The 20577-nt window shown below is 64.6% G+C and carries 18 protein-coding genes and 1 pseudogene; 16 read left to right on the top strand and 3 right to left on the bottom strand.

Annotation, left to right across the window (positions count from 1 at the left end; genetic code table 11):
- The first annotated feature begins 5 nt into the window (after positions 1-5).
- The 7 genes from I2488_RS01625 to I2488_RS01595 all read left to right on the top strand — a co-directional run bounded on the left by I2488_RS01625 (position 6) and on the right by I2488_RS01595 (position 8167).
- Complete coding sequence (locus I2488_RS01625) at positions 6-1544, top strand: NADH-ubiquinone oxidoreductase-F iron-sulfur binding region domain-containing protein (RefSeq protein WP_196274255.1); 1539 nt, start codon at positions 6-8, stop codon at positions 1542-1544.
- Positions 1541-2074 carry an NTP transferase domain-containing protein gene (mobA, locus tag I2488_RS01620; protein ID WP_196274059.1) on the top strand — a complete coding sequence of 178 codons (534 nt, stop codon included), beginning with the start codon at positions 1541-1543 and terminating at the stop codon, positions 2072-2074. The genes I2488_RS01625 and mobA overlap by 4 nt, the downstream gene beginning before the upstream one ends.
- Positions 2064-4922, top strand: coding sequence for a formate dehydrogenase subunit alpha (gene fdhF, locus I2488_RS01615; protein WP_196274058.1), 2859 nt, complete (start codon positions 2064-2066; stop codon positions 4920-4922). Before mobA ends, fdhF begins: the two co-directional genes overlap by 11 nt.
- Entirely contained in the window at positions 4919-5185 is a 267-nt protein-coding gene (locus I2488_RS01610; RefSeq protein ID WP_196274057.1) for a formate dehydrogenase subunit delta, read from the top strand. The genes fdhF and I2488_RS01610 overlap by 4 nt, the downstream gene beginning before the upstream one ends.
- On the top strand, positions 5175-5960 hold the full coding sequence (fdhD, locus tag I2488_RS01605) for a formate dehydrogenase accessory sulfurtransferase FdhD (RefSeq protein ID WP_196274056.1): 786 nt from the start codon (positions 5175-5177) through the stop codon (positions 5958-5960). The genes I2488_RS01610 and fdhD overlap by 11 nt, the downstream gene beginning before the upstream one ends.
- Positions 5961-6168: 208 nt before the next feature.
- Positions 6169-6801: a transcription termination/antitermination protein NusG gene (gene nusG, locus I2488_RS01600; RefSeq protein WP_196274055.1), complete on the top strand. Its 633-nt coding sequence runs from the start codon at positions 6169-6171 to the stop codon at positions 6799-6801.
- 58 nt (positions 6802-6859) lie between these two features.
- Positions 6860-8167, top strand: a complete 1308-nt coding sequence (locus I2488_RS01595; protein WP_196274054.1) for a sugar transferase — start codon at positions 6860-6862, stop codon at positions 8165-8167.
- Positions 8168-8171: 4 nt separating this feature from the next.
- On the opposite strand, the gene I2488_RS01590 is transcribed toward I2488_RS01595, so the two are convergent.
- From I2488_RS01590 to I2488_RS19770, 3 genes are all read right to left on the bottom strand, one after another.
- The gene (locus I2488_RS01590; protein WP_196274053.1) at positions 8172-8558 is read right to left on the bottom strand and encodes a response regulator; all 387 of its coding nucleotides are present in this window, start codon (positions 8556-8558) and stop codon (positions 8172-8174) included.
- Positions 8551-10698, bottom strand: coding sequence for a sensor histidine kinase (locus I2488_RS01585; RefSeq protein WP_196274052.1), 2148 nt, complete (start codon positions 10696-10698; stop codon positions 8551-8553). The genes I2488_RS01590 and I2488_RS01585 overlap by 8 nt, the downstream gene beginning before the upstream one ends.
- A 233-nt stretch (positions 10699-10931) precedes the next feature.
- Positions 10932-12764 (bottom strand): ATP-binding protein, encoded by a 1833-nt coding sequence (locus tag I2488_RS19770; protein ID WP_196274051.1) that lies wholly within the window; start codon positions 12762-12764, stop codon positions 10932-10934.
- A gap of 516 nt (positions 12765-13280) precedes the next feature.
- Between I2488_RS19770 and I2488_RS19835 the strand changes: the two are divergent.
- The 9 genes and pseudogenes from I2488_RS19835 to I2488_RS01540 all read left to right on the top strand — a co-directional run.
- Positions 13281-13340: pseudogene (locus tag I2488_RS19835) on the top strand (hypothetical protein); the annotation flags it as partial.
- A 324-nt stretch (positions 13341-13664) separates the two neighbouring features.
- The gene (locus I2488_RS19455) at positions 13665-14390 is read left to right on the top strand and encodes a hypothetical protein (protein ID WP_246465404.1); all 726 of its coding nucleotides are present in this window, start codon (positions 13665-13667) and stop codon (positions 14388-14390) included.
- 43 nt (positions 14391-14433) lie between these two features.
- A complete protein-coding gene (locus I2488_RS01570) occupies positions 14434-14910 on the top strand; it encodes a hypothetical protein (protein ID WP_196274050.1) in 477 nt (158 codons plus the stop codon).
- Positions 14911-15107: 197 nt separating this feature from the next.
- A complete protein-coding gene (locus I2488_RS01565; protein ID WP_196274049.1) occupies positions 15108-15869 on the top strand; it encodes a response regulator transcription factor in 762 nt (253 codons plus the stop codon).
- Positions 15870-15954: 85 nt separating this feature from the next.
- Positions 15955-16158, top strand: coding sequence for a histidine kinase dimerization/phospho-acceptor domain-containing protein (locus I2488_RS01560; protein ID WP_196274048.1), 204 nt, complete (start codon positions 15955-15957; stop codon positions 16156-16158).
- On the top strand, positions 16155-16535 hold the full coding sequence (locus I2488_RS01555; RefSeq protein WP_196274047.1) for a response regulator: 381 nt from the start codon (positions 16155-16157) through the stop codon (positions 16533-16535). Before I2488_RS01560 ends, I2488_RS01555 begins: the two co-directional genes overlap by 4 nt.
- Positions 16535-18898 (top strand): PAS domain-containing sensor histidine kinase, encoded by a 2364-nt coding sequence (locus I2488_RS01550; RefSeq protein WP_196274046.1) that lies wholly within the window; start codon positions 16535-16537, stop codon positions 18896-18898. Before I2488_RS01555 ends, I2488_RS01550 begins: the two co-directional genes overlap by 1 nt.
- A 360-nt stretch (positions 18899-19258) precedes the next feature.
- On the top strand, positions 19259-19693 hold the full coding sequence (locus I2488_RS01545) for a MucR family transcriptional regulator (RefSeq protein ID WP_196274045.1): 435 nt from the start codon (positions 19259-19261) through the stop codon (positions 19691-19693).
- Between the two features lie 667 nt (positions 19694-20360).
- On the top strand, positions 20361-20573 hold the full coding sequence (locus I2488_RS01540; RefSeq protein WP_196274044.1) for a hypothetical protein: 213 nt from the start codon (positions 20361-20363) through the stop codon (positions 20571-20573).
- The last annotated feature ends 4 nt before the right edge of the window (positions 20574-20577 follow it).

Genomic DNA, 20577 nt, shown 5'->3' with positions numbered 1-20577 from the left:
GGGGCATGAAACTTGTCCGGATCAGCGACGATGCGCTGGCGCTGGCCTGCGGTGCCGACGAAGTGGCGGCGGCGTTCGCGGCGGCGGGCTGCATCGTTGAGCGGGTTTCCTCGTGGGGCATGCATTGGCTCGAACCGCTGGCCGAGATTGACGGGCAGGGCTTCGGCCCGCTCTTGCCCGAGGATGTTGCCGCGGTGCTGGCCGGTACTTCCGCGAAGGCCATCGGCCCTGTCGAAGCGCATCCCTTCATTGCCCGCCAGCAGCGCTTCACTTTCGCCCGTGCGGGCAAGACCCGGCCCTTGAGCCTCGAGGACTACGCCGCGCATGGTGGCTGGCAGGGTCTCGCCAGGGCGCGCGAGATCGGGCCTGGGGCCACTATTGCCCAAGTTACCGAATCCGGCCTGCGCGGTCGCGGCGGCGCGGGCTTCCCGGCGGGGATCAAGTGGACGACCGTGGCCAAGGCCTCGGCTGACCGCAAATACATCGTCTGCAACGCCGACGAGGGCGACAGCGCGACCTTTGCCGACCGCATGGTAATGGAGGGCGACCCGTTCATGCTGGTCGAGGGCATGGCGATTGCCGCCCATGCCGTCGGTGCGCAGAAGGGCTACGTCTATATCCGCAGCGAATATCCGCACGCGATTGCCAAGATGGAAGCGGCCGTGCGCGCCTCGGCCCACCTTGTCGCGCCGTTCGAACTGGAAGTGCGCGTCGGCGCAGGCGCTTATGTCTGCGGCGAGGAGACTTCGCTGCTCAACAGCCTCGAAGGCAAGCGCGGCGAAGTGCGCGCCAAGCCGCCGCTGCCTGCACTGGAAGGCCTGTTCGGCAAGCCCACCGTCGTCAACAACGTTCTGACGCTGGCCGCAGTGCCGTGGATAATGGCCCATGGTGCCGAGGCCTATGCGGCGGTCGGCTTCGGCCGGTCCAAGGGCACCATGCCGATCCAGATCGCCGGTAATGTCAAGCACGGCGGCCTGTTCGAAGTCGGCTTCGGCATCACCCTGGGCGAACTTGTGAACGACATCGGCGGCGGCACCGCATCGGGCCGTCCGGTGCGCGCGGTGCAGGTGGGCGGGCCGCTGGGCGCCTATCACGCGCCATCCGATTTCCACCTGCCCTTCGATTACGAGGCCTTCGCCGCCGCAGATGGGCTGATCGGCCACGCCGGGATCACCGTGTTCGACGATACCGCCGACATGAGCCGCCAGGCTCGCTTCGCCATGGAATTCTGCGCCGCCGAATCCTGCGGCAAGTGCACCCCTTGCCGCATCGGCTCCACGCGCGGTGTCGAGCTGATCGACCGCATCCGCGCCCGCTCCGGCCGTGCGCCGGACAAGGTCGAGGCGCTCCCCCAGATGCACAACGCCCGCAAGTCAGAGCGCTCGCTCGCCGACGAGATCGTCCTACTCGAAGACCTGTGCGAGACAATGAAGTTCGGCTCGCTCTGCGCGCTCGGCGGCTTCACCCCCTATCCGGTGCTCTCGGCGCTGCGCAATTTCCCCGAGGACTTCGGCGCCGCTCCGGCAAAGGAAGTCGCGGAGTGATTTTAGGCGCCGTCCTCGCCGGTGGCCGCTCCACCCGCTTCGGCAGCGACAAGGCGCTCGCCGAACTCGGCGGGCGCACCCTGCTGGCGCGGGCGGTGGATGCCTTGGCGGCGCAGTGCGAAGCGGTGGTCGTGGTGGGCCGGGACGAGGCCCCGGCGCCGACCCTTCCGGATTGGCCGCACCCCGACATGGGGCCATTGGGCGGCATCGCCGCCGCGCTCCACCATGCGCGCGATGCAGGCTATACGCATGTCCTGACCTGCTCGGTCGACAGCGTGGGCCTTGGCGACAATCTCGCCGCGCAACTGCGCCCGTCGCCCGCCTATTGCGCAAGCCAGCCGGTGATCGGCCTGTGGCCCGCGACAGCCTCGGCCACGCTCGACGCCCTGCTCATCAGCAACGCCCGCCATTCGATGCGCGCATTTGCCGAACTGGTCGGCGCACGGGCCGTGACGCTCGACCGGATTCCTGACAATATCAATACACCGGCGGACCTCGAGTCTGCGGAGAGGCGAACCCATGGGCTATGAACGCCAGGCCGATTTCGGCACCCCGGAAGTCCGTTCGGACACGCAGGTCACCTGCTTCATCGACGGTCGTGAAGTCACCGTTCCCGCAGGCACCACGGTCATGCGCGCCGCAGCGCTGACCGGCGGTTCGATCCCCAAGCTCTGCGCCACCGACAACCTCAAGCAGTTCGGCTCCTGCCGCTTGTGCCTTGTCGAGATCGACGGCATGCGCGGCACGCCGGCCTCCTGCACAACGCCGGTCGCCGAGGGCATGAAGGTCCACACCCAGACCCCGCGCCTGCAGAAGCTGCGCAAGGGGGTGATGGAACTCTATATCTCCGACCACCCGCTCGACTGCCTGACCTGCAGCGCCAACAACGATTGCGAGCTGCAGGACCAGGCCGCCGCCGTGGGCCTGCGCGATGTGCGCTATGGCTACGAGGGCGAAAACCATCTCGGCGCGATGCGGGACATCTCGAACCCCTACTTTGATTTCGACCCGAGCAAGTGCATCGTCTGCTCGCGCTGCGTGCGCGCCTGCGACGAAGTGCAGGGGACGCTGGCGCTCACCATCGACGGACGCGGGTTCGACAGCAAGGTCTCGGCAGGGCTCACTTCGGACAGCTTCCTCTCCTCAGAATGCGTGTCCTGCGGCGCCTGCGTCCAGGCCTGCCCGACCGCGACCCTGCAGGAAAAGGCGGTCAAGGAGATCGGCAAGCCCGAGCGCGCCGTCGTCACCACCTGCGCCTATTGCGGCGTCGGCTGCACCTTCCGCGCGGAGATGCGGGGCGAACAACTGGTGCGCATGGTGCCGTGGAAGGACGGCAAGGCCAATCGCGGCCATTCCTGCGTCAAGGGCCGCTTCGCCTGGGGCTATGCCCAGCATCAGGAGCGCATCCTCTCGCCGATGATCCGCGAATCCATCGACCAGCCCTGGCGCGAGGTTTCGTGGGAAGAGGCGCTGACCTACGCCGCCAGCCAGATCAACCGCATCCGCGAGACCCATGGCCGCAACGCGCTGGGTGGCATCACCTCCAGCCGCTGCACCAACGAGGAGACGTTCCTCGTCCAGAAGCTGATCCGTGCCGGCTTCGGCACCAACAACGTCGATACCTGCGCCCGCGTCTGCCATTCGCCGACCGGCTATGGCCTCAAGACCACGTTCGGCACATCCGCAGGCACGCAGGACTTCGACAGCGTCGAGGACAGCGACGTCATCCTCGTCATCGGCGCAAATCCGACCGATGGCCACCCCGTCTTCGCCAGCCGCATGAAGCGCCGCTTGCGCCAAGGCGCAAAGCTCATCGTGATCGACCCGCGCCGCACCGATCTGGTGCGCAGCCCCCATATCGCCGCAGACTTCCACCTGCCGCTGCGCCCCGGCACCAACGTCGCGATCCTCACTGCGATCGCCCACGTCATTGTCACCGAAGGCCTCGCCAACGAAGCGTTCATCCGCGAACGCTGCGACTGGGACGAGTACCAGCACTGGGCCGAATTCGTCTCGGCAGAGCGCAACAGCCCCGAATTCCTGTCGCCCGTCATCGGCGTTGATCCAGAAGCAATCCGTGGCGCGGCGCGGCTCTACGCCACCGGCGGAAACGGTGCGATCTACTACGGCCTCGGAGTGACCGAACACAGCCAAGGCTCGTCCACCGTCATGGCCATCGCCAACCTCGCCATGGCAACCGGCAACATCGGCCGTCGCGGCGTCGGCGTGAACCCCTTGCGCGGGCAGAACAACGTGCAGGGCGCGTGCGACATGGGTTCCTTCCCGCACGAGCTTTCCGGCTATCGCCACGTCTCGGACAAGGCGACGCGCGATCTGTTCGAAGCCGAATGGGGCGTGGCTATCGATCCCGAACCGGGCCTGCGCATTCCCAACATGCTCGATGCCGCGACTGACGGTCAGTTCAAGGCGATCTACATCCAGGGCGAGGACATTCTCCAGTCCGACCCGGATACCAAGCACGTGGCGGCAGGCCTTGCCGCGATGGAATGCGTGATCGTCCACGACCTGTTCCTCAACGAGACCGCGAACTACGCGCACGTCTTCCTGCCCGGCTCCACCTTCCTCGAGAAAAACGGCACTTTCACCAACGCCGAGCGCCGCATCCAGCCGGTGCGCAAGGTGATGGAGCCGCTTAACGGCTACGAGGACTGGCAGGTCACGCAGGAACTGGCCCGCGCCATCGGGCTGGATTGGAACTACACGCACCCGTCCGAGATCATGGACGAGATCGCCCGCCTCACGCCGACCTTCACCGGCGTGAACTACAAGCGTCTCGATGCCGAAGGCTCGCTGCAGTGGCCGGTCAACGACAAGGCGCCCGATGGCTCGCCGATCATGCACATCGATGGCTTCGTCCGGGGCAAGGGCAAGTTCGTGGTGACGGACTACGTGCCGACCGACGAGCGCACCGGCCCGCGCTTCCCGCTGCTGCTGACGACGGGGCGCATCCTCAGCCAGTACAACGTCGGCGCGCAGACCCGGCGCACTGCGAACGTGGTGTGGCACGAGGAAGACCTGCTCGAAATCCACCCGACCGATGCCGAGAACCGGGGCCTCAAGTCGGGTGATTGGGTCAAGCTCGCCAGCCGCTCCGGCGAAACCACACTGCGCGCGCTGGTGACCGATCGCGTTGCTCCGGGCGTGGTCTACACCACCTTCCACCACCCCGCCACGCAGGCCAACGTGGTCACCACCGACTATTCGGACTGGGCCACGAACTGCCCGGAATACAAGGTCACAGCCGTGCAGATCACCCCGTCCAACGGCCCGACCGACTGGCAGGAAGATTACGAGGCACAGGCCACGCGCTCGCGCCGCATCGCAGGGCGTGAAGGCGCGATGGAGCCAGCGGAATGAGCGGGCACACGGGGGAAAAGCTCGCCTACATGGCCAACCAGATCGCCCGCAATCTGGTGCATGACGACAAGCCGGTGGCCGCAGTCGCCGATCACATCACCGCGTTCTGGACGCCGCGCATGATCGACACGCTGATCGCGCAAGGCTCCGCCGGTCTCGACCCGGTAGCGGCAGAAGCCATGGCGCGGGTAGCGGACGGCCGCATCCCGGCACCGCAAACGCGCGCCACCGATCCGCACGTCCACGGCTCAGATGCCGGTTGAAGGTTCACGCACTTTCGCGCTGACCGAGCATTTCGCAAGCGGCGCGGCATCGCGCCCGCTTGAGCGACCGCTGATCGAGGAAGCGCCGGTCGCTGTCGAGATCAACGGCATCGGTTATGCGGTGATGATGGCGACGCCCACCGATCTTGAGGATTATGCGCTCGGCTTCTGCCTTTCCGAGCAGTTGATCGCCTCGCCAGCCGAGTTCGTCTCCGCACAGGCTACGCCGGTCGAAGCGGGAGGCTGGATGCTGCGCGTGCAACTGGGCGCAGATGAGGCCGCCCCGTTGCTCGAACGCGCGCGGCTGCGCCTGTCCGAGGGCAGTTGCGGGCTGTGCGGGATCGAAAGCCTTGAGCAGGTCCTGCGACCGCTGTCGCCGGTTACGGCGCGGATCGAGCTTGGGCCAGAGGCCATCTTCCGGGCGGCGGCGGGCTTGCGGGAATGGCAGGCCTTGGGGCGGCAGACCGGTGCGGCCCACGCTGCGGCGCTATGCTCGGTAGACGGGACGATCATGCTGGTGCGCGAGGATGTCGGACGGCACAATGCCTTCGACAAGCTGATCGGCGCGGCGGCACGGCAGAACATGGCCATGGCGGACCATTTCGTCCTGCTGACTGCGCGGTGCAGTTTCGAACTGGTCCAGAAGGCGGTCATCGCGGGCGTGCCCTTGCTCGCCACGATTTCCGCCGCATCGTCGCTGGCCTGCGAGCAGGCAAGAGCGCATGGCCTGCGCCTGGTCAGCCTCGTACGATCGGATTCGATGCTCGAGATGTAGGCCGAGCGTAAGCCGACTGGAGACTGCCGCAATTCGCTGGCGGGCACGATGGCCCTTCCCCGGACTAGCTGACTAGTCCTTCGGATGATTCCGTTGGCGAAAGCATGACCTGCGTAACCGAACCGGCGATAACTTCCGTATGGTCCGGTGAATTATAACCATCCCGAAAGCGAACAACTTGTTCGCTGCAAGGGGATTTCGATAGAAAATGCTTGTTCCTGCAAGCACTACAGCGGGGCCCGAAGGTCGCGCCCCGGATTTCTGCGTCCGTGATACCAAGGCAAGCCCCTTCCGGGAAGGTCCGGCAGGCAACAGTGGTTCTGCAGTTTCCTCACCCGCATCGTGGTATGTCGTCGAGACTCTCCCCCGGCTCGAACACTGCGCCCAGGATAATCTCCTCCGTCAGGGTTTCACCTGCTTTCTCCCGAAGATGCGCAAGCTTCGCAAGCACGCTCGCCGCGTCGATGAAGTGCTCGTGCCGCTCTTTCCCGGCTATGCCTTCGTCCAGTTCAATCCCGAGCTGCAGGCCTGGCGCTCGATCAACGGCACGCGCGGCGTAAGGCGCATCGTCGGGCCCGACAGCGCCAAGCCGCAAGCCGTCCCGCGCGCGGCCATGCAGGCACTGTTCGACAGGTGCGTCGATGGCATTGTCGGTCCGTCGCAAGCGTCCCTGTCCCCCGGCATGCCCGTCCGCCTGGTCTCGCACGCCTTTGCCGATCATCTCGCCACCGTCGAACACCTTGATGAGAAGGGCCGCGTCAGCGTGCTTCTCGACATACTTGGCCGCGCGACAAGGCTGCGGGTGAGCACCCGCAACATCTCGCCGGAACCGGTGCTGTGATGCCTCCCGCCCTCTTCCGCTTCCGCCGGCCTGCCCCGATCTGCACTGGATTCCAGCAATGAAGATGCACTTCCCCGACCGGATGCACGGCTTTACCGGCGAATCCGGCTACGCCGACGGACGCTGGAATGCGCTGATCCGCTCGAACCGGTTCACCTTGGGCGGGCTCTATCTTGCCGGTCTGGGCCTGCCGTGGGTGGGCCACGTCCTCACCCGCTACGGCTTCGTGCAGCATCCGCCGATGTCGCTGGTCGAGATCCTGACGCTGGTGGTCTGCGGACTGGCCCTGACCGGCGCCCACGTGGCGCTGCGTCAGGTCAGCATGCTCGCCTTCGCGGCGGACAAGGCGCTGGTTCTCCCGGCATTCCTCGGCAACTTCTTCGTGTGCTTCTCCGCCGCCTCGCTGCTGCGGCTGCCGTTCCTGCGCTATGTTGCCCTTGGCAGCTTCGTCTGCGCCATCGTCTGGTACTTCGCCGTGGTCATGCTGCGCAGCCGTTCGGGTCGGCCGCGCCTCGCCTTCGTCGGCGGCATGCCGCGCGATCCTCTCCTCGCCGGCGCCCAGATCGACTGGACCGTCCTTTCGACGAGCGACCTCACGGGGAACATCTCGGGCGTGGTGTTCGACAGGAGCCAGCCGATGTCGCCCCATGCCGAAAAGCTGCTGGGCAAGGCCGTTCTCACTGGACTTCCGGTCTACGAATCCAGCGACTTTTCCGAAATGCTGACCGGCCGGGTCAGCCTTGCCACCCACCCGATCGAGTACTTCGGCCTGCTGATGCCGTCGCGCCCCTTGCTCCGGGTCAAGCGGCTTGCCGATCTCGTCGTCGTGATTCCTGCCATCGTGCTGGCCCTGCCCGTGATCGCGCTGGCCTCGCTGCTGATCCGCCTCGAAAGCCCCGGCGCCGCGCTGTTCCGCCAGCCGCGCATGGGCTACAAGGGCGAGGTCTTCGTCTGCTACAAGCTGCGCTCGATGCGCTCGGACGTGGCTGGCCCTGCCTTTACCGAGGCCGAGGATCCCCGCATCACCCGCGTCGGCCGCTTCATCCGCAAGTGGCGGATCGATGAACTGCCGCAGCTGTTCAACGTCCTGCGCGGCGACATGAGCTTCATCGGGCCGCGCCCCGAGGCCGTGTCACTCGCCACGATGTACCAGAGCGAGATTCCCTACTACGCCTATCGCCATTCGGTCAGGCCGGGGATCACCGGTTGGGCCGCCGTCAACCAGGGCAACGTCGCCCTTGCCGACGAGGCCCGGCGCAAGCTCGAGTACGATTTCTATTACATCAAGCACTGCTCGGTGTGGCTCGACATCCTCGTCATCCTGCTCACGGTCAGGACGATCCTCACCGGCTTCGGCTCCCGCTAGAAGGTCACCGCGCGCCGATGGCGATGCTCGATACCAGGCTCTCGAGGTTGCGATAGTCCACGGGCTTCATGATCACCTGCGTGTTCGCGAGGCTGGTGCAGTCATCGTGGATCTTGCGGTCGGCATAGGCGGTAAGGAAGATCACCGGCGTACCGCTGCTGGCGCCCGAACCCTGCCGCAGGTCCGAGACCAGCTGATGGCCGTTCATGCCGGGCAGCAGCACGTCGCACAGGATCACGTCATAGCGCTGCGCCTGCGCCATCGCAAAGCCGGTCGGCCCGTCCGCCGCAGCATCGACGTAGTACCCGCACTCGCGCAGGACATCGACCAGATCCTCGCGCAGATCGGGCTCGTCCTCGACGCACAGGATGCGGATCGCGCCTTCAGGCATGAGCACTGACCTCGGGACTTTCGTCCGCCTGGGTGGTGACCTGGAAGGTGAGGGTCACCGTCGTCCCGCCCGCACCCGATTCGAGGATGAGCGATCCCCCGCCCGATTCCAGCACGCGCCGCGCCAGGAACAGTCCGACCCCCGCGCCGGGCTGGTTCGCGGCATTGTTGCCACGGAAGAACTTCGTGCCAATCAGGCCAAGCTCCACCGGGCTCACGCCGCCGCCCTCGTCGCTGACGGTGATGGTGCCGGTGTCCTGCGTCGCGACCGCCCGAACCGTAATGGCGCCCTCCGGGCAATAGCGCACCGCGTTGTCCAGCACGCTGCGCAGCGCCAGCGAGATGGCACCGCTGTCTCTCACGATGGCATTCTCCACATCGGCTTCGAGCCGCAGGCGGTCGGCCGGCACGATCTCCGCCGTCAGCGCGCTGACGATGTCGTCGAGCGGCGCGGCGCTGGCCATCACCAGCTCCGGCCCCTCGCTCCCGGCATCGAGACTGCGCCCCAGCTTCGAGAGCAGTCCGGTGATCCGCTCGACTGCGCTGCGGAACCGCGTCGCCCGCTTGCGCAGATCGGCCTCGCCGATGCCGCCTGCCTTCATTTCGAGAATCTGCGCGCCGCTGTCGATCACCGAAAGCGGAGTGCGGATTTCGTGCGACAGGATCCGGATGAACCGCATCTGCTCGACGCTCGCCTGCTGCTGGCGCCGCAGCGCCTGCTCGGTCAGCCGCTGCTGGTCGGCCAGCCGGCGATGGGCCTCGCCCAGCTTCTCGCCGGTCAGCACCAGTCGCTGCCCCAGCTCGTCCAGCTCGGCGATCTTCGTCGAGGGCACCTCATGGTGGTAGTGCCCGCCGGCAATCCGGTCGAGCACGGCGACCAGCTTGCCGATCGGGCCGGACAGGCCGGTGCTCATCACCTTGGCGCGACGGTAGAGGAAGATGAAGAAGCCGAGGTAGAACACCACCAGGGCGCCCGCCATGCTCCAGCCGATGGTGCGGAGCTGGTCGCGCAGCGCGTCGGCCTCGGCGATGATGTTGGCCTGGGGGGCGATCACCACCAGCCGCCATTGCGGACCGGCGATCTGGGCATAGCTGGCAACGCTGCTCCCATTGATCGGCAGGCGCATGCGGCCATGGTCCGACGTCTTCATCGCCGCCGCCAGCGCCTTGGTCGCGGGCAGCTTGTTGAGGTCGAATGCCTCGGGCTTGCGCATGTCGGCCCTGACCGAGTCCGAGTACTTGAACGATGTCAGCTCGCGCAGGCCAAGGTCGGTTTCGCCCTGTTTCGGCATGGCGATGATGCGCCCGTCGCGATCCACCAGCATCGCATAGGCATTCCACGGCATCTTCAGGTTGAGCAGGTGCGAGATGATGTTGCCCAGCGTCAGGTCCTGCCCGACCACGGCTTCCAGCTTGCCGTTCCGATAGACCGGCGCGATCGACGAGATCATCCAGCCATGGCCAGCCGGGTCGAGATAGGCCTCGGTCCACACCGGCTTGCGCGCCGGATTGTGCTTCGCATCGGCCAGGTAATAGAAATTGAAGTCGGGGATCCGCATCTTGTGCGGATACTGCTCCAGCACGTCGAAGTAGGGGTAGATCCGGTTGTAGCTGTCGAAAGTGTTGACATAGACCGAGGCGACCAGCGGATTGGCATGGTCAAGGTCGGCCATCAGCGGATCGAGCGCAGCAAGCTTCCAGACCTTTTCGATCTCGGCCGGGCCCACAGGCGTCGCGCCGGTATAGTAGCTCGCCGTCGTCCCTATGCCGTAGCGCGTGTAGAAGCCACCATCCGACGTCCGGGCATAGCGCGCCATTTCCTCCGCCGAGGGGCGGTAGTTCCCATCGAGCGCCACCCGGGTCTGCGAGGCGAAGACGGCGGTGCTGCTGGAAATGCCTTCCAGCGTGGTGGCAATCCCTTGCGCCTCGAGCCGGGCGACGCTGTCGAGGTAGGATCCCGAGACGTCCTCGAGCGCCTCGATATTGGCGTCGTGGACGATCGAGTTCGAAAGGAGGAAGATCGCCAGAAAGGTGATCTCGATGAACAGCAGCGGCACGATCGCCGCGCGGAGGTAGGAAAGCCACAGCCAGCGCCGGATGGGCGTGTGCGATGGATTTCCCGCTTCGCTTTCGGCCTCCATCTTCCCACCGCTCGCCTTAGTTAGTGATCCGACGTTACAGCACCGCTTTGCACGATATGTGCGCCCGCGCACATTCAGGCTGAAATTGCTGTCGCCGATACTGCCCCTTGCCGGGTTCTCTAACCAGCTTGGCTACCTGTTACAACGGTTAGTAGTGCTAATGGAGATACCCAAGGTGGCATTTGCATTAAAGTTACGTCTGAAAGCGGACCCGACGCATCCCGCCTGCCTCGTCAGGCCGATTCGCTGACAACCTGGAACCGCAGGCACAGGGCAAGGCCGGTGCCGTCATCGGGCAACAGGCTGACCGTTCCGGCATGACGCTCCATCGCTTCCTTCACCAGCGCCAGGCCGAGACCGCTGCCGGGCCTTTCGCCGACATTGCTTGCCCTGGCGAACTTGGTGAACACGGCGGGCCGGTCGGCTTCGGGAATGCCGATCCCTTCGTCCCGCACGACCACGGATACCGTGTCCTCCGCGATGGAGCCAGTGATCTCGATATTGGCCGGACCGTTGCTGTACTTGATCGAGTTGACCAGCAGGTTGAAGAACATCCCCTCGATCAGCGAGCCGTCCAGTTGCACCTTGGGCAGTGCTGGCAGTGACACCGAAATCCGCGCCTCCGGATTGATGTCGCGCACGGACTGGGCACAGTATTCGATCAGCGTGGCAAGGTCCGTTTCGACCAGTGCTTCCTGTTGCTGTGGTTCCTGTTCCTGTGGCAGGGCCCGCTCGACCCGGGACAGCGTGCTGTCCATGACCCTGAGGAGCGCCTGCACCGATTTCCTGATGCGCTGCGCCGCGTTCACGCTGAAGGCATTGGCATTGCGTTCGGCATTGCTCTCGATGCGTTGCGCCGCACTGTCGATGATCGCCAGCGGGGTGCGCAATTCGTGCGCTGCTATGGCGAGAACCTGCCGGTTCAGGTCGCCGACCCGCCGTTCCACGCCCAGCGCGGCCTCAAGCTCGCGATTGGCCCGGTGGAGCTTGTCGATGTCCGTCACGGTGAAGATCAGCGCGGCCTCGCCACGATATTGGATGCGCGCACCGGCAAGGAAAACCCACAGCGTCTCGCCATCCGCCTTGCGCAATTCCACTTCGCCGCTGGCAAGGTCTTCCTTCTCCAGTCGGCTGGCGAGTGCTGCCATCGCTTCGCGGTTCCAGTAGCGGCCCCCACTCACAAGGCCGGAAGATTCTTCGATCCCCAGCAATTCCCGGGCAGAGCGATTGCAGCGCAACAGGGTCTCGGTCGTCTCCGACAGGATCAGCAGGGGCGCCACGTCGAGCGACAGCACAAGGTCCAGCGCGTCCTCGCTTTCGGCCTGCTGCTGCCGCGCGAGGAGCGTCTCGGTCACATCCTGTTGCGATACGAGAATGACTTCCTCGCCCGTTGCCGGGTCGGCCAGGCGGTTGATCTGCAGGCTGTGCGATGGCCGGCCGGCTGCGGTGGTCCGGCAGATCTCCATGACATGGCCAGTGGCGCGCACCGCGGCCAGCAGCCGCGCAGGGGCGCCCTGATCCACGAACATTCCGGCAAAGTGGTCTTCGCCCGGTCTTGCCGTATCGACGGAGCCGAAGGCGGCAGTCGCGGCGGGGTTGCGCATCAGGACATTGCCGCTGCTGTCGAACAGGGAAATCATCAGCGGCGTATGGCGCAAGGCCTCGATCGCACGCACTTCGGCGTCCGGAAAAGCAGCGCCCGCCTGCGGCACGACTTCCACCAGCATCGCTTCGGGGTGCCCGGCAATGCTCACCCCACGGCAATGGCACAGCACGGTCGTGGCCTTGCCCTTGGGATAGAGAGTCCAGCTCTCGGTACGTTCCTCGCCGCGCGCGAACGCCTCGCGATACTCCTCGAGCCGGAGCCGGACGGCGGTGCTCTGGGGTGATACTTCGCGCGAACTCAGGTCGTCAGGACCACTCGCGCTCCACAGTGCTTCGGCCGGCGCGTTTGCCCAGCAGATGACCTGTTTGTCGAAGCAGTAGATGTGCATCGGCGTCGCCAGCCGGCGCAGCACGTCCAGCGTGCTGTCCTCGAGCCTTTGAAAGGCCGGTCGCGATGACACTCCATCAACTCCGGATTTCCGCGTTACCATGAACGAACTTCTAACTCTCGCGTTCGTGTTCGGCAGCCCTTGCCGAACATTGACCTGCTTTGCCATTACGCCAATGAAGAGTTGAGCTCCTGTCGGCGACCCTTGGCGGATAGCGCAAACATTCTGCAAGCATTTGCGATCGCACCGCAAGTTTCATCTTCATTTTAAGCACATAGGCAAATGGGCGATCCCCATAGCCAAATTGCAATATATCGAAAAAAGCGAGACCAAGATTAAAAATTCTTAGCTTTTCCGGGTCCGGAACGAAGCTGTCGGCAGGGGTTCCGAACGGGGCGCCAATCGCTGCAGCAGATCGTTGGCGAAGGAATTGCGCATCACTTCAAATCCCCGTGAGCGGGAAGGGTGGTCGCCGTGGAAATCGCTTTGAATCATAATGATACGCCAAGACTGAATACGTGGACGCGGAGCCGCTTCGGTGGCCTTACCGGCCGCCAGGCCGAAATTCTGCGCGCGGTCGTCTGGGGCATGAGCGCGGATGACATCGCCCAGTGGCTGTCGATCAGCCCGCGCACGGTCGAACTGCACCGTGCGCAGGCACTGGCCCGCATTGGCGCAAGAAACGTGGCAGACGCCGTCCGTATCGCGATTACCCAGGGCTTCGACTTCCAGCCGGATCCGCGAACCGAACATGCCGGGCGGACAGCTTTTCCCGCAGGCGGCGTGCACGCTCTCGAGCCCGGCGAAGCAGCTCAGCTCCGTGCCACTCTCGAGCGCCATTTTGAGGGCGAGCGTGGCTCGCTCGGCCCGGCGCGACACGAATCTGGCCCGCAACCCGGCCACGCGGAACAAGATGCACCGGCACCGGTCAATGCAGCGCGCTCTATAACGGAAGGGGCGCCGCTCCTGCGGGTGATCGGCCTGCCCGGCCGTACCTATGACGAGCGCGTTCACTGGGTCGGGGCTTGGGCAACCATCGAACAGGAAATGACCTACAGCCCCTGGAACACCCGGCTTCTTGCCCAGGCCGGCACGCGCTTCGATGTCGTTCTGGTTCATGGCGACGAGGATCGCCGGGTTGCCCACCTGCTGCGCGAATTCCGCGAGGTCTATCCTTCGAAGCTGATGATCGCGGTGCTGTCGCACGCCCGCGCGGCAGAGCGCGCCTTGCTGTACCGGGCCGGGGCCGATGCAGTGTTCGACCTGTTCAGCGAGGGCGGCGTTGCCAATGCCTGGCTCATGAATGCGATCAAGCGGCAGGAAGGCCTGACGACCGAACCTGCCGCCGGCACGGTCCAGTCGCGTCTGGTGGCGTTGCTTGGTTCGCAGAACTTCACGCGCGCCGAGGCCGAGTTCATTCACCAGCTTGAACAGAGCGCCGGGCGTCCGGTTAGCTATTCCAGCCTCGCCCAGCTGACGCGGCGAACCAAGACGCGCGATCCGCGCAAGTCGATCCAGGTCATGATCTGCCGCCTGAATGCAAAGCTTCAGGGCCTGCTCAAGATTCGCAATGTGCGCGAGGAAGGCTATCAGATCGACAGCAATGCTCTCGAAGCTGCGGTCGAGCGTCTGTCGGCCACACCTGCTCAGGCCGAAGCTGAAGAAGCGCCGCGGTTGGTTCACGCCCTGGCGGGTTGAGCCGCACCTGCACGCATCCCTCCCGTATCCGATGAGGCGTCACGTGGCTTCGCATCTTCGCACTCTCTGCGCCGTCCTGGCTGCATCCACTCTTGCCGGGTGCGCGCTGAACGGGACGCTCCAGCCGGATCGGGCGCTATTCTCGCTCGACGGCAACTACCAGCGTTTCGCCTACCCCTTCTCGATCGAGGAAACCTTCGACCGCGCCGAGGCGGTGTTCCGCAAGGGCGGGTACAAGCTGGACGTCGTCGATCGCGCGACCGGGCAGATGAGCGGCACCCGCGGGCAGACCGGCAACGAGACGCGCAGCGACAAGGGCCTCAAGTTCTATGCCATGGTGCTGCCGGGCGAGGGCGGGAACAGCGTTCTCAGCATCAAGGTCGTCCAGATCATCTCGCGCGGGATTCCCGGGGTGACGGGATCGAAGACCGAGGTGATCGTCGCCGATCCGCAGATGTACCAGTACTTGTTCCGCCGCATTGAAACCGGCGAGCAGGACGCTCTGCCGCCTGCCGGATGACGCTTCCCGAAGGCCGCAGCAGGATTGGAACGCTTGTTTTTGTCGGCCGCCTAACCAATTAGACTATCGCTATAATCCTCAATCGTTTGCGAGTAGCAGGGCTGTGTGGCATGGGGCGCCAGAGTATGGGGCGTGGCACGTTGTTTGGTTGACCTCGGGGGGTGGCCAGACAGCGGTGGATCGGGGGAAAGTGGTTGTTGCGGCCGAAGGAAAATGCGCGTTGGGGCTATACGCTCGAGACCCGCTGCGGGATCGAGGCGTTCAACCGTCCGTGTCAGGCGATCGGTGACGCTACCCTGGTCGGCCTGCCGTGCCCGCAGAACGAGATTTGCCGCATCGCGGGCGAGACCGTCTACATTCTCGACGACGACCCGGTAATCCTCGAAGAGCTGCGCGAGCTGGTCGAATGGTGTGGCTACACCGTCAAGTGTTTCAGCAGCCCGCTCGAATTCCAGCGCGAATCCGTCGCCAGCCTCCAAGGGTGCGTCATGCTCGACGTCGAGCTGCCCGGCGTCGACGGTATCGAGATGCACGCCTGGCTGCGCTCGGTCGCACCCAACCTTCCGGTCATCTTCCTCTCCGGCGTCTCCAGCATCGAGACAGCGGTCAGCTGCATGCGGGCAGGGGCGGTCGAGTTCCTGGTCAAGCCGATCAAGCAGGGTGACCTGCGCCGCGCGCTTACCGCTGCGATCGGCGCGGGCCGGATGAAGACCTGCCGCCGCGAATCGGTCGAGGAAGTCGGCCGCATGGTCCAGGCGCTCACCCCCGCCGAATGGCGCGTGGCCGAGCTGATCGCCCAGGGATACGTCACCAAGCAGATCGCCAACCTGCTCGATCGCAGCGAGAACACCACCAAGATCCACCGCTTCCGCATCTTCAACAAGCTCGGCGTCACCTCGTCGGCCCAGCTGGTCAAGATCGTCGAGATGGCCAAGTCCGCCCGGGCACAGACGGACTGATTGCGAGGACCGCGCGACCGATCTATGGCCCGGCTCTTCGGAAACACACAGCGCAGCCCCGCTGCGCCAAGCAGAAGGTCGGGTCATGGCAAGCGGCGGCATCGACAGGAAATTCGTCCACGAATTGAGCCAGCCCCTCAACGTCATCAGCGTTGCCACCGCCAACTTGCGCAATGCCCTGGCCGGAAAGCTGCCTGACGATCTGAACGACTACCTCCAGCGCAAGCTCGATCGCATCGAAGAGCAGATCGCCCGCGCGCAGGACGTGGTCGACCGGTATCGCGAATGACCGGCGCCCCCACGGCCAGCCCGGTTCTCATCATCGATGACGAGCAGGCCGCGCTCGAGGAGTATGCCGAACTTCTCGAACTGATGGGCCTGCCTGTTACGACCGAGAGCTGCCCGATGGCCGCCCGTGAACGGGTTCTTGCCGACGCTGCGATCCGCGTCGTGGTGACGGATCTGCGCATGGCCCGCCTTGATGGCGTCACCCTGATCCGCACCCTGCGCGAGGCGCTTCCGCCCGATCGCACCGTCCGCTTCATCATGCTCACCGGCATGATCGACCTCGCCCCCGATCAGCGGCTCGAAGACGTGCCCGCTCTCGCCAAGCCCGTGGATTTCGAACTCCTGGTGCGGATGATCCGGGAGCGGCTGGACCCCTGATGGACGTAGCCCCCGCGCCAGCATCGGGCATGGCACCACCGGTGTCCCAGTTCGCGACGTTTGCGATCGTGGCTGCGGCTGGCGCGGGCCTGAACCTGCTGCCGTTCTCGCTGGGCTGGGGGCTCGATCTGCTGTTCGGGCTGGCCGTGGTCATGGCCGCGACAAGGTTGCTCGACCGCCGCCTGCTGATCATCGCCGGGGCATTGGCGAGCCTTCCGACGCTGCTGCTCTGGCACCACCCCGCGGCAATGGTCACCTGGACCGCCGAAGTGGCGACGGTGGCCATTCTGCAGCGACGCCTCCCACCGATTGCCGCCGACGCGCTGTTCTGGCTGGTGCTTGGCGCCCCGTTGACCCTCGCCAGCTACGGCTGGATGCTGGGTACAGGCGGCGTGGCACTCCCGCTGGTCGTGGTAAAACAGGCGGTCAACGGCCTGCTCAATGTCGCGATCGGCGAACTGCTCTATCACGCGTTTTACGCCACGCGCCGCCGCCACGCGCAGGAACTGCCGAAGCTCTCGCTCGAGACTTTCGTGCTGACCAGCTTTGCCATCGCCAGCATCCTTCCGGTCCTTGCCTTCACCCGGCTAGCCGCTCCCGAGAAGGAGGCCGATGTGCGCCAGCTGGCAACGGCAAGGGCCGATGCCGCCCTGGCCATTGCCGCGCAGAGGCTGTCAGTCGGCCAGCACGGAGATCCGGTCGGTGCGGCACCGCTCCGCGATTTCGGCCAGGTCTATCTCGTCCATCCCGATCGCCGGATCCAGCCTCTTACTGGCGCCGCCGTTCCCGCAGCCTCCATGCGCCAGGCCATGCTCGACCCGAAAGACAAGGGCTTCCTGACCCCGACGGCGTTCGGCACATCACGCATGACCAGCCTGTCTGCATCGGTCTATCTCAAGTCCGCGCCCGCGCCCGGTGGCCACGGGCATATTTCCGTGCTGGTTCCGGTCTCCCGCCAGATCGACGCTATGCGGGTCTATCAGCTCCAGCTGTTCGGCCTGCTGGCCATCATCATCGTCGCGATCATTGCGCTCACCACGGTCTTCGCCCGCGAGATCAAGGTCTCGGTGCGGCGCCTGCTCCAGACTGCAGTGGGCATGTCGGTGGCCCGCGAAGACGATCCCTCTTCCGGTGCCGAGGACGAATACTTCACCGAGCTGGACGAGCTTGCCCGCGACATTGCCCGCGCCGGCGAAGTCGCCGCCGACGAGCGCGAGCGCCTTCAGTCTGCCCAGCGGCGCTTGCGCAGCATCGCCCGCAATGCCCCTGTCGCGATCTACGCCGTCGATCTCGACGGGCTTGGCGGATTCGAGGTCGTGTTCGTAAGCGGCGGCGTCGAACGCCTGCTCGGCTACACGCCGGTCGAGATTACCCGGATGAACGGGCTGGAAGAGCTTTATCATCCCGATGATCTCGAAAAGGTCGCCCGGCGCAGGCGGGCGCTCAAGGAAGGCATGCAGGGCTCGTTCGAGTATCGCCTGCGCCATCGCGATGGTCACTTCGTCTGGATCCTCGACAGCCTCTCGGTCGAACGCGGCGAACATGCACAACTCGAGGTCGTCGGCCTCCTGATCGACGTTTCCGACCGCAAGGCCGCCGAAGCCGAACTTCTCCACGCCGACAAGATGGCGAGCCTCGGCCGCATGGCTGTCGGCGTGGCGCATGAGCTCAACCAGCCCCTGCAGATCATGAATGCGGCCGTCACCAACATCCGCCAGCGCATCCGCACCAGCCAGCTTCCGATCGAAACCCTGCAGGGCAAGCTCGATGTCGTCGTCGGGCAGATCGAACGCGCCGCCGCAATCATCCGGCAGATGAAGCTCTATGGCAGGATGCCGGTCGACGATATCGTCGAAGTGGATGTGGCTTCTGCCGTCAGGTCGGTCATCGCAATGGTCACGCCCCAGTTCGAAGCGTCGCGCATTGAACTGAAGGCGACCGGGCTGGAACTGCAGCAGTCGGTCCGGGCAACATCGCTGGCGCTGGAGCAGGTCCTGATGAACCTGCTGGTCAACGCGCATGACGCGGTGATCGAATCCCGGCGCAAGGGCGCTTCCTCGGGGCAGGTCGAAGTGCTCTGCCACTCCGATGGTACCTGGGTCACGATTGCCGTGCAGGATGATGGCGGCGGCGTGCCGGACCAGATCCGCGACCGGGTCTTCGAACCGTTCTTCACCACCAAGCCGCCACTCGAAGGGACCGGACTGGGCTTGTCGATCGTGTTCGGACTGGTCAGTGGCTTCGGCGGGCACCTTGAAGTGCGCAACCTTGCCGGAGGGGCGCTGTTCGAAGTGCGTCTGCCGATGCATCCGGCAAGCCCAGCGGTCGCACAACCGGATCGTGAACTGACCAGCCTTACCTGATTGCAGCTGCGAACGCAGCCTACCGGTGAACCGGCGAGTTGCGTGATCTCAGTGGAAAGAGTGCGCCCCTCGCCGTGATCGTGGCAGAGCTGCGAGGGGCGCAGCTTCCGTGCTGCGGGGTGGACAGAGCCACTAGGGCACCGGAAGCCTGTGCAGCGATAGTGCATGTCCGGCCCAGAGTGTGAAATAGCCGGTTGGGCCATTCCTTCTGTGCAAATGGCTATTGTTTCCGGCGAGGTTACCGCCGCTGTCCCGCTTTTGCGCTCCAGATCACGCAGTTGCCCGCCGCGTTCGTTTACTTCATTAGCCGTTGCGGCTATGCGCGGGTTAACGGACAGGTAGCTTCCCGCAGGTGGTCAGGTGGACAGTGTCAACGCGGCGCGATCGCTGCAATTTGCCAGCGAGTTGACGGTCGCATGGCTGTCCAATCCCAATACCAAGGCCGGGCAGGATGATGCGGCTGCGTTCCTTACAGCGATGTTCGGCATCGTCGAAAAGCTGGCAGCCCAGCCTTCAGGCCCGGTTGGTGAAGATCCGGCGGCGGACCAGCAGTTGCCCGTCTCGATCGAGCAATCGCTCGCATCCGAAGACTTCATCATCTCGCTTATTGACGGCAAGCCCTACAAGGCATTGCGCCGCCACCTCTCGCGCCACGGCCTGACACCTGCCGAATACCGCCAGAAGTTCGGTCTGCCCGACAACTATCCGATGGTTGCTGCCAAGTACTCGAAAGAACGTCGCGAGTTGGCCAACAGAACGTGGACTGGTCGTCGCAGCGAGGCAAAGCGGTCCTGAGGGCTGAAAAGCCGCAGGCCGGGCCCAGGCGGCACAAGGGCGCCGGAGCCTGATCACTGCTACGGGCGGACAAAGCCAACGGGCTCGTGCCCGACAATGCGACCTTCTTTTCGATGCTGATTCGGCTGCTCGGGCGGTCCGGCCTAAACCGGCTTCGCTTTGATTTGTTTCGCAACGGCCGAATACATCACCAGATCAACTCGCAGACCGGTAGTGTGCCCGCTCCTTTGATTAAAAAAGGGTGAACAGGTGGGCGGCGAGGAGACGGCGCCGGCCGAAGTCGCACGAGCCGGTGGCGATGTTCGAAAGCCCCATCTTTCCACGTTTTGTGACAGTTAAGGTCATTTTCTGCCCACGCGGGGCACTGCGCGGAGTTCTGCGAGGCCCCTTCGTCGAGACGGAAAAGACATCATTTTTTTATCATCTGCTCTACCCATAAACCATATGGTTATGTCTGGCCCTTCCGTCGAAGAGTAAATGGGAAGTCAAGCATATCACTGAAAAAACGTGATTAACTAAAGTGATAAGAGGAGTGCGGGGGGCGAAAGATCACCGAAGATTGCTGGTTTTCAGTCGCTTGCTCGGGGCAGCGAGTGCTGAAACGCAAGCCTGAAGTCCGGAGCTAACCGCATCGGGATGGACAGAAACAGCCCGAAACTGGTTTCAGGTGATTCCTTCAGCGATCGATTTCCGTCCTGTGCATGACAAAAGTGATGATGTGCTTTCGGGATGTGATGATTTTCCCGATGATCTGGACCGGCAGTGCATGCTGCACATGCCGGGTCGCGCAATGAGTGAAGAGGGCAAGGTCGCTCCTTGCCTGATGATGATTGGTCCAATCGAGGCGGGCAAACCGCCGGTGTTCAAGTTCATGAGGTAGGTGG

It is taken from the genome of Novosphingobium jiangmenense (assembly GCF_015694345.1).
GTDB classification, from domain to species: Bacteria; Pseudomonadota; Alphaproteobacteria; order Sphingomonadales; family Sphingomonadaceae; genus Novosphingobium; species Novosphingobium jiangmenense.
The sequence above is the reverse complement of the archived record's forward strand: the minus strand, read 5'-3'. Positions and strand labels throughout refer to the sequence as shown.